The following is a 439-nucleotide window of genomic DNA, read 5'->3' on the forward strand; positions in this document are numbered from 1 at the left end:
AGTGTCGTCGGTAAGGGTAATCACCGGGACTGCCGTCACGGTATCAATCGTCACATCCAGCGCAGCCGAGGTTTTCGTGTTACCCGCGTCATCCGTTACCTGCACGGTCACGGTGTAGTCACCGTCCGCCAGGGCCGGGGCGGTGAACTGCCAGGTGCCGTCCACCAGCTGCGCGCTGTACGCCGTGCCGTTAATCAGCACCTGCACGTCGGTCACATCCGCGTCAATATTGCCCAGCATAAAGGCCGGCGTGCTGTCGTTGGTGACGTTGTCAGTGCTGCTGCCGCCGCTGTCGGACGCATCCGCCAGATCGATCGTCGGAACAGACAGGGTGGTGTCGACATTAAAGGTCAGCGAAGCGCTGGAAGTGTTGCCCGCCAGATCGGTGACCGTCACGCTGATGCTGTGGTCGCCGTCGGCCAGTTCACCGCTGGTGAAG

At 62.0% G+C, this 439-nt stretch carries 1 protein-coding gene; it reads right to left on the reverse strand.

Annotation, left to right across the window (positions count from 1 at the left end; genetic code table 11):
* Positions 1-439 (reverse strand): Ig-like domain-containing protein (locus tag ACS603_RS23445; protein WP_474945021.1); only part of this gene is annotated, 439 nt, incomplete at both ends.

The sequence above is a fragment of the Enterobacter sp. Li2LvB3 genome, from assembly GCF_056156645.1.